Source organism: Winogradskyella sp. (assembly GCF_013213835.1).
Taxonomy (GTDB): Bacteria; Bacteroidota; Bacteroidia; order Flavobacteriales; family Flavobacteriaceae; genus Winogradskyella.
The window spans coordinates 269098-278676 of sequence record NZ_JABSSU010000006.1; the positions used below are offsets into that span (position 1 = coordinate 269098).

10 protein-coding genes are annotated in these 9579 nt (G+C 32.8%); 6 read left to right on the forward strand and 4 right to left on the reverse strand.

Annotated elements, in window-relative coordinates; all coding sequences use genetic code 11:
- Positions 1 to 50: 50 nt before the first annotated feature.
- The 4 genes from pyrR to HRU50_RS11455 are packed head-to-tail and all read left to right on the forward strand — an operon-like array spanning position 51 to position 2785.
- On the forward strand, positions 51 to 590 hold the full coding sequence (gene pyrR, locus HRU50_RS11440; protein WP_296351221.1) for a bifunctional pyr operon transcriptional regulator/uracil phosphoribosyltransferase PyrR: 540 nt from the start codon (positions 51 to 53) through the stop codon (positions 588 to 590).
- A 13-nt stretch (positions 591 to 603) separates the two neighbouring features.
- Positions 604 to 1533 carry an aspartate carbamoyltransferase catalytic subunit gene (locus tag HRU50_RS11445; RefSeq protein ID WP_296351222.1) on the forward strand — a complete coding sequence of 310 codons (930 nt, stop codon included), beginning with the start codon at positions 604 to 606 and terminating at the stop codon, positions 1531 to 1533.
- Between the two features lie 4 nt (positions 1534 to 1537).
- Entirely contained in the window at positions 1538 to 1870 is a 333-nt protein-coding gene (locus tag HRU50_RS11450) for a ribonuclease Z (RefSeq protein WP_296351223.1), read from the forward strand.
- Between the two features lie 3 nt (positions 1871 to 1873).
- Positions 1874 to 2785, forward strand: coding sequence for a ribonuclease Z (locus HRU50_RS11455; protein WP_296351224.1), 912 nt, complete (start codon positions 1874 to 1876; stop codon positions 2783 to 2785).
- Positions 2786 to 2788: 3 nt separating this feature from the next.
- On the opposite strand, the gene HRU50_RS11460 is transcribed toward HRU50_RS11455, so the two are convergent.
- A complete protein-coding gene (locus HRU50_RS11460) occupies positions 2789 to 3208 on the reverse strand; it encodes a hypothetical protein (protein WP_296351225.1) in 420 nt (139 codons plus the stop codon).
- A 75-nt stretch (positions 3209 to 3283) separates the two neighbouring features.
- Between HRU50_RS11460 and pdxH the strand changes: the two genes are divergently transcribed.
- Both pdxH and HRU50_RS11470 read left to right on the forward strand, forming a co-directional pair.
- Positions 3284 to 3931, forward strand: a complete 648-nt coding sequence (gene pdxH / locus HRU50_RS11465) for a pyridoxamine 5'-phosphate oxidase (RefSeq protein ID WP_296351226.1) — start codon at positions 3284 to 3286, stop codon at positions 3929 to 3931.
- Positions 3932 to 4126: 195 nt separating this feature from the next.
- Positions 4127 to 4621: a CAP domain-containing protein gene (locus tag HRU50_RS11470; protein WP_296351227.1), complete on the forward strand. Its 495-nt coding sequence runs from the start codon at positions 4127 to 4129 to the stop codon at positions 4619 to 4621.
- A 419-nt stretch (positions 4622 to 5040) separates the two neighbouring features.
- Here the strand turns inward: HRU50_RS11470 and HRU50_RS11475 are convergent, their stop codons facing one another.
- The 3 genes from HRU50_RS11475 to HRU50_RS11485 all read right to left on the reverse strand — a co-directional run.
- Positions 5041 to 6951 carry an OmpA family protein gene (locus HRU50_RS11475; protein ID WP_296351228.1) on the reverse strand — a complete coding sequence of 637 codons (1911 nt, stop codon included), beginning with the start codon at positions 6949 to 6951 and terminating at the stop codon, positions 5041 to 5043.
- 12 nt (positions 6952 to 6963) lie between these two features.
- Positions 6964 to 7899, reverse strand: a complete 936-nt coding sequence (locus HRU50_RS11480) for a type IX secretion system membrane protein PorP/SprF (protein WP_296351229.1) — start codon at positions 7897 to 7899, stop codon at positions 6964 to 6966.
- A 9-nt stretch (positions 7900 to 7908) separates the two neighbouring features.
- Positions 7909 to 9579: gliding motility-associated C-terminal domain-containing protein (locus HRU50_RS11485; RefSeq protein ID WP_296351230.1), on the reverse strand; the 1671-nt coding region annotated here is incomplete at its 5' end.

Sequence of the window (9579 nt, forward strand, 5' to 3'; positions counted from 1 at the left end):
ACTCTAATTATTTAGCTTAACTTTGTTACCCAACAACGTTTGGATACTACATGAGTCAAAAAGTATTACTTAACTCTAAAGAAGTCAATATAATTCTTCATCGATTGGCTTGTCAACTTATTGAAAATCATGATGATTTTTCTGAAACTGTATTAATTGGTATTCAGCCTAGAGGAAAGTACTTAGCAAACCGATTAGCCGAGATGCTCACCAAGGATCATAAGATTAAAGACCTTCAATTAGGTCATCTGGATATTACCTTTTTTAGAGATGATTTTAGAAGAGGCGATAAACCTTTAGAAGCCAACACGACAGAAATAGATTTTATTGTCGAAGGAAAAAATGTTGTTTTCATTGATGATGTATTATATACTGGTCGTAGTATAAGGTCCGCATTAACTGCAATTCAATCTTTTGGTAGACCAAATAATATTGAGTTGTTGACATTAATAGACAGACGATTTAGTCGTCATTTACCAATACAGCCTACTTATAAAGGAAGACAAGTAGATGCTATAGAAGAACAAAAAGTTAAGGTGCATTGGGTAGAAAATGATGGTGAAGATGTTGTGTATTTAATAGATAAATAAGAATTGTTAGATTATGAGTGAATTAAGTGTCAATCACTTATTAGGAATAAAATATCTTAAAAAAGAGGATATAGATTTAATATTTGAAACTGCTGATCAGTTTAAAGAAGTTATAAATAGACCGATTAAAAAGGTTCCTTCACTTAGAGATATTACAATTGCCAATTTATTTTTTGAAAATTCAACTAGAACCAAACTATCCTTTGAATTGGCAGAAAAAAGACTTTCTGCAGATGTTATTAACTTTTCGGCATCACAGTCTTCGGTAAAGAAAGGAGAAACACTTATAGATACAGTAAATAACATCTTATCTATGAAAGTAGATATGGTAGTTATGCGTCATCCGAATCCAGGTGCTGGTGTATTTTTATCTAAACATGTTAATGCAAGTATTGTAAATGCCGGTGATGGTGCGCATGAGCATCCAACACAAGCCTTATTAGATTCTTATTCAATCAGAGAAAAACTTGGCACTGTTAAAGGGAAAAATGTGGTGATTGTGGGTGATATTTTACATAGTAGGGTAGCACTTTCTAACATATACGCACTGCAGTTACAAGGTGCTAATGTTATGGTTTGTGGACCAAAAACCTTATTACCAAAGTACATAAAAGATCTTGGTGTAAAGGTTGAGACTAATCTTAGAAAAGCCCTTGAATGGTGTGATGTGGCTAATATGCTTAGAGTTCAAAATGAGCGTATGGATATTAGTTATTTTCCATCAACCAGAGAATATACACAACAGTTTGGTGTAAATAAGGAACTTTTAGATAGCTTGAACAAGGAGATTGTTATCATGCACCCAGGACCAATAAACCGTGGTGTAGAGATTACTAGTGATGTTGCTGATTCTGATCAGGCGATTATACTAGATCAGGTAGAAAATGGCGTTGCCGTGCGTATGGCTGTAATTTATCTATTGGCTTCAAAAATTAAAAAGTAAAATTATGATTATTGATAAGGACGAAAATATCACAATTATCACTCAAGAAAAGCTCTCTGTTACGGCTTTAGTTAAAGCTATTGAGTCGAGTTATGATAAATTTAAAAATCACCATATCATAGTCAGTTTAACTTCCATAAAATCAATTTCATTACAAGATATCATTGAGTTTTTAAGGGTTTCTAATGCACATAGAAGCGATAATAAGTCTTTTGTAATTATTACGGATGAAGTGAATTTAGATGAAATGCCAGATGAACTTGTCGTCGTACCAACAATGCAGGAGGCGTATGATATCATTGAGATGGAAGACATAGAACGCGATTTAGGGTTTTAGTCTATGAAATTAACCATATTAGGCTGCCATAGCGCAACACCTCGAACCAATACCAATCCTACTTCTCAAGTTTTAGAGATTAAAAATCGTATGTTTTTAATAGACTGTGGTGAAGGTACGCAAGTAGAATTAAGACGCAATAAAATTAAGTTTTCAAGGATAAAGCACATTTTTATTTCGCATTTACATGGTGATCATTGTTTTGGTTTAGTAGGTTTAATTTCTACATTTCGTTTATTAGGTAGAGATACAGATTTACATATTTATGCACCTAAAGGTCTAAAAGAAGTCATTACGCTTCAATTAAAATTATCAGATTCTTGGACAAATTATAACCTTTATTTCCATGAGTTAACATCAAAGGATTCAGAATTAATTTATGAAGATGACAAAGTAGAGGTGCACACCATTCCATTAGATCATCGTGTTTACACAAATGGTTTTTTGTTTAAAGAAAAAATAGGTGAACGAAAATTAGATATGAATGCAGTATTAAATCACAATATTGATGTTGCTTATTATAGAAAACTTAAGCAAGGTTTTGATGTTGAAGATAATAATGGCAACCTTATCAAGAACGAAACTGTAACAAAACCACCTTTAAAACCAAAAAGCTACGCCTTTTGTAGTGATACTGCTTATAATGAATCTATTTTACCTATTATAAAAAATGTAGATGTGTTGTATCACGAATCTACCTTTTTAGAAAAAAATGAGCAATTGACAGAACCTACCAAGCATAGTACAGCAAAACAAGCGGCTAGTATAGCCAAACAAGCTAATGCAGGCACACTTATACTAGGTCATTATTCAACAAGATATGATGATCTAAGTTTATTTAAACAGGAAGCTTCTGAGATTTATAGTGAAACTATAAAATTGGCAAAAGATGGGAAACAATTTAACTTTGAATAACTTCTAATTAAATTCCTTTAAACCCTGCATCCATTCTATGGCCTCGTCAAGGCTACTGCAACGCTTTAAACTTTTATTATAAAATTTCTTCTCTATAGTTGCATTAATAAAGTTTGTGGTATCATAGGCTACTATTGCAGCCGCCACTAAGTAATCATGGTCATTACTATTTAAATCTGCCCAAACATTAGGGTCAAAAGAATAAGAGTTAATTCTATTAGCGATATAACCATAAGATTGCCCTTTTTTAAACTCAAAAGGTGGATGAGTAAAAAATTCAACTAGTAAATCTAGATTGACATGGATGCCACTTTTTAATTCAGAAATTATCAGGTTGTTTTCAGTAAGATATAAATCACCAGAGTCTAGTGAAAATTTCTGATATTTAAGTAAACGCGAATATTTACTGTTTTCAAAGTTCATGATAAGGGATGAATCATTAATTTTGCAATAAACTAATAAATTTTTAATAATACCGTAAAAACAATTGATTTTATTATGAATTCGGATTTAGGTAAGTACAGAAAATCATACGAAAAGCAACAGTTATTGGAAGAAAATCTCTCTGACAATCCTATGGAAGTTTTTCAGAAGTGGTTTCATGAAGTGGATAATAATTTCAATGTGGCAGAAACCAATGCTATGACTATTTCTACTATTGGTTTAGACGGTTTTCCTAAAAGTAGAGTAGTGCTCTTAAAACAATTTACTTATGAAGGTTTTATTTTTTACACTAATTACAATAGTGAAAAAGGAAAGGCGATAAGTAAAAATCCTCACGTTTGTTTATCTTTTTTTTGGCCAGACGCAGAAAGACAAATCATTATAAAGGGTAAGGCAGAGAAGATTGCAGAGAATTTAAGTGACGGTTATTTTGAATCTCGCCCTAGAGGAAGTCAATTAGGAGCTTTAGTATCCAACCAAAGCGATGTCATTGCTAATAGAGAAGAATTAGAAGATAAACTTAAAGCATTAGAAATTAAGTTTGAAGGCAAAGAAATTCCAAGACCAAAACATTGGGGAGGTTTTATTGTAAAGCCTCAAGAAATAGAGTTTTGGCAAGGTAGACCAAATAGGCTTCATGATAGAATTAGGTATCGCTTAGATGATGAATATTTCTGGATAATGGAACGACTTTCATCCTAATTTTTTTGAATAAAGAAATAACTCACACTTTTGTACATTTCATCGAAAAACAAAGCTTATTGTCGGCTTAATTGTTTAAATATATGTATATTGTCTATGAATTTAGCAGTTAACTGATTTGCCCCAATGAGTTGACGTTTTTTTCAAAAGAATAGATTTAGACCCCAAATCTGAATCCAAAACTTAACCTACATTATGAAAACTTATAAGCTTCTGCCAGTATTGGCTCTTGTATTAAGTATGGGGTTGACCTCATGCTCAACTGAAAGTGTTAGTGATGATATTGAATCAATTGAAGTGCCTGTAGCCCCACAGGCAAAACAGATTGAAATAGAGATTATGGAACTGATTAATGCACATAGAATTACTTCTGGTCTAAATCCGTTAAATGATCACGTAACTGTAAAAGCTGTTGCATTTACACATACAGATTACATGATTGAAGAAGATAATGTGTCTCATGATAATTTCTTTTTAAGACAACAAAGCTTACAAGACAATGCAAATGCAAATATTGTATCTGAAAATGTGGCATATGGTTTTAATTCTGCCGAAGCAGTTGTAAATGCTTGGTTAAATAGTCCAAGTCATAGAGAAACAATAGAAGGAAATTTTACAGATTTTGATATCTCTGCTGAACAAAATAATGAAGGTAGATGGTATTTTACGAATATATTTATAAAGCGATAATATGCTTTAAAAGTTGATTAATAGCTAATTGAAAAAGAGTTGCAAGAGATTGCAACTCTTTTTTCGTGCTTTATGTTAAGTTGTATATATAATTCCTCAAAACGTACAAGTTCATTTTACAACTAATATATAGTAGAAGTTATTGAAGTTCATTTATGCTTAGTGTTATTTTATAGTACTTTATAACGTGTTTCAATGCAATGAATCAAAAGACTTAATGGTATTTTACATTGGCATTGAATAAGCTTGTGAACACCTCTGCACTAATTTCTTGAACAGAACATAAATGTATCAACTAGACTAAATGCTTTCATTATTTTAATATTCACTATCTATCAATTTTAACTACTAGACATAAAAAAAGCAAGCCCCATTAAAGCTAGCTTTTTCAATTTATAAGTAATGTTGAGGAAAATAATCTATTCTTTGACTATATAGAAATATGATCGTCTGTTTAACTGATGTTCTTCTTCTGTACATTTCACACCATCAGCACATTCATTAAGTAACTGGTCTTCACCATAACCTATTGCACTTTCTATTCTATTGGCTTCTATACCTCTAGAAATAATATACTCTCGTGTAGATTTAGCACGTCTATCTGATAACTTTCTGTTATATCGTTTTGTACCTCTACAATCTGTATGAGATTCTATTTTAATCACCATTGTAGGATGTTTACGCAAAACATCAACAATATTTTCTAATTCATATTGTGCGTCTGTTCTAATATTCCATTTGTCAAAATCGAAGAAAATAGGGTTAATTACAATCTGATTATCAATAATTAATGGTTCTAATTCTAGGTCTAATTTATGCTCTTTTTCGTTTTCAAAATCAGTTTCAAGAGGTTTTTGATCTGATTTATAATCTGGTTTATCACCAACAATAGTGTACTTTTTGTCGCAATCTACTTCAAAAGTATAGGTGCCATCTTGTTGAGTAGTAATCTCTTCAATGATTTTACCGGTTTCATCAATAAGTTTAACTGTAACACCTGTTAGTATGATTTCAGTCTTACTGTCTTTCGCAACACCTGTTACAGTTTGCTTGCACTCAGTAATATTAAAACTGTATATATCATCACTACCTTTTCCGCCTGGTCTATTTGATGAGAAATACCCTATTTGTGTATCAGAATCAATAAAAAATGCAAAATCATCATACCCGCTATTTAGAGGTGCTCCAAGATTTTCTGGATCTTTGCGTTCTTCATTCTTAAGAATATCAGACTTAAAAATATCTAATAGACCAAGGTTTAAGTAACCGTCTGATGAAAAGTAAAGTGTATTATCCTTACTTACAAAAGGGAACATTTCTCTTCCTTCAGTATTTACTTTTTCACCTAAATTTTCTGGCTCACCAAATGTGCCATTATCATTTATTGCAACAGAGTAAATATCAGTTTGTCCTAAACCACCTTCGCGATCAGAAACAAAGTATAATGTTTTATCATCAGGACTCAAGGCTGGATGACCCGAAGAGTACACCTTATCGTTAAAAGGTAATTCTTTAATGTTAGTCCAATTACCATCAATTAATTTAGCACTATAGATCATTAAATGTGTTGTGCCTTCTTTGTCATATTCTATTCTGTTGCGCTTATTTACATCATCTCTTGTAAAATACATCGTTTTTCCATCACTGGTAATAGCAATGGACGCTTCATGATAATCAGTGTTAACATCCTCAGATTCTATTTTAACTTCAGAACTATCGTATTTTACAGCATTTCCAGTCTGAGTGAATGAAACTTGATATAGATCTAAAAATGGTTCTTTATTCCAATCATAAATCTCGCTATCTTCATCACGAGCAGAGGCAAAGTAAACAGTATTGTCATGCACAAAACCGCCAAAGTCTGCTAATGGTGAATTAAATTCAAAATTCTCGATATTTACAATTGTTTCTTTTGGACTGGTCAGCTTATCGTAAATATCAACTTCGTCAGGATTATAACCTTTTAGTCTACTATCTCCAGCTTGAGCGTCACTTAATTCTTTAAACCACTTATCAGCTTCTTCAAAATTACCAATACTTCTTAAGGATTGAATATATTTATAGACATATTCCGCATCAAGATTTTTATAATTCTTCATTGCTTCACCATACCAAAATGCAGCTTTCTCTGAATTAGAGTTGTTGTAATAAGCATCACCTAATCGAGTAAGTACATGTTTGCTATCATTTCCTTTTTCGTAGGCTTTCTCGTATAGCTCAATAGCCTTTACATATCCATAATTCTTAAAAAACTTATCAGCAAGTTTAGTCTGTGAATATGAAACTGATAATCCAAAAACGAATAGAAGTGTTAATATTCTTATCTTCATAATATCTTTATTTTAGAAGTATCTAGGTGATTTAATTCGTCTACTTTTAAATACTTCGAACATTAATAGTACTTCATGAGTACCACTCGTGTAAGGTCTAAGGTCTGAAATAGGGTATTCATATGCATAACCAATTCTTAATTGCTTAGAAACTTGGAAATCTGCAATACCACCAATTGCTGATGCCCATTGATTTACCCTATATGCACCACCCAACCAGAATGTTTCATTAAACAAAAAGTTTGCCGAAATGTCAAAAGATAATGGCGCACCGTTAGTAGCCTTTAATAGAACTGATGGTTTTAACTTTGTTGTAGCACTTAAGTCAAACACATAACCACCAGTAAAATAGTAGCTTATACGCTCTAAAGCAGCATAATCAATTGAGTTTTCTCGTCCTTTATTATAATCTGTATTTAATATTCTAGGTGCAGATAATCCAACATACCACTTCTGTGAATGCCAATATACTCCAGCACCAAAATTTGGACTCCATCTATTTGATAAATCATTAAAGAAAGGGTCATCCACAACCGAAGAGTCATTCAATAATTCCTCATCTAAAAAGTAATGTGTAAATCCACCTTTTATTCCAAATGCCAATTCGTGATTTACTCCTGTTCTAATGGTATATGAAAAATCTCCATAGATATATGAAAAGTTTTCAAACCCTAGTTTATCGTTAATAAAAGATAAACCTAAACCTACCTTATCATTTCTCAAAGGAGAATGAATTGATAAAGTTTGAGTTTCTGGTCCACCTTCAAGTCCAACCCATTGACTTCTATGTAATCCAACAGCACTGAATGTTTCTCTACTTCCTGCATAAGCCGGATTAATGGAAATAGTATTAAACATATATTGCGTAAATTGAGGTAACTGCTGAGCAAAAGCTGTTGATGTCACTAGCAGAAAAATCGCAATATTTAAAAATTTAGATAACTTCATCGGTTAAGTTTATTTATCTGTTGCTACGTAGATTGGTCCATTAAATGGTGCTAATCCACTATTTCTTAAATTAATAATGTAGTAGTATGTTCCAGTTGGGACTTTTCCAGAACTTCCTACCGAAGAACCTTGTACTTCTCCGTTCCAATTATTTTGATAATTATTATTCTCGTAAATTTTAGCTCCCCAACGGTTGAATATTTGTAGTTCTACAACAAAACCACAATCTTCAACTCCAGTTATAGTAAAGAACTCATTGTACATGTCTCCATTTGCTGTAACTGTCTTTGAAATAATTACGTCTTCAGCTCCACAAGGTAAAACAACACAATCATCGTTTACACTCACGGTCACTTCAGCTTCAGCAGGACAACCAACATCTGTAATAGAGTAAAGGAATGTATAATCACCAACTTCAACTGTAGAAGGATCGAAGAAACTATCATTGATAATTGCATTTCCTGAAACAACAGTCCATGTACCGTTAGTATTAAATTCTCCAGATAATAAATCGAATAAGTCGATTTCTAGATCTTCAATACATAGGTCAATATTTGATGGTGTAATAACATTACTAACCTCTACGGTGACAGTTTGAACAAAATCTATAGTATTACCACAATCGTCAGTAACTGTCCATGTTCTAGTGATTACATAATCTTCAATGTTATCAGTTTGAGTAGATGATTCATTAAAAGAGACACTGATATCGTTAGAACAATTATCTTCAAATATTAAATTAGGAGCATCTGGAACTTCGTCGCAACTTACTAGTAAATCTTCTTCAAATGGTGTTACTAGAGCAGGTGCTGTATTGTCTGATACTGTAATGATTTGTATATGAATTGATTCGTTACCACAACTGTCAATTGCAGTCCAAGTACGTTCGATTAAGTAATCTCCTACACAACCACCATTGGTAATTTCTTCATTGAATACTACGTCAACTATACTATCACAATTGTCTGAAGCAGTAAGTATGTCTGCTTCTGGGACTGCATCACATTCTACATCTAAGTCAGAAGGTAAATTTTCATTAAAAGATGGGGCAGTGGTGTCTTGTACAGTAATTATCTGTACTTGAGAATCAGCTTCATTTCCACAATCATCTGTCAATGTCCAGGTACGTGTAATTATGATTTCGTTTGGACAACTACCATCTTCTATAGCATCTGAATAAGTTGCTTCTAAATCTTCCGCACAATTGTCAGCTTCATCAGTAACATCACCAGTTGAGACTAAGTCAGTAACATCTACGTCACATTCTATGGTAATATCAGCTGGTGCAGTAAACGTCGGCGCAGTCGTATCTTGAACAGTGATAGTTTGTGTATGAATAGTTTCATTACCACATTCATCAGTGGCAGTCCACGTTCTAGTTAAAGTATATTGGCTAGCACAAGCACCATCAGTTTGAGTTTCATCAAAGGTTACAGTTGCATTAGCATCACAGTTATCAGACGCTGTTAATGTCTCTGCAGTAGGCACGGCATCACATTCCACAGTCACATCTGCAGGCAACGTCTCATTAAATGTTGGTGCAGTCGTATCTTGAACAGTGATAGTTTGTGTATGAACAGTTTCATTACCACATTCGTCAGTTGCAGTCCACGTTCTAGTTAAAGTATATTGGCTAGCACAAGCACCATCAGTTTGAGTTTCATCAAAGGTTACAGTTGC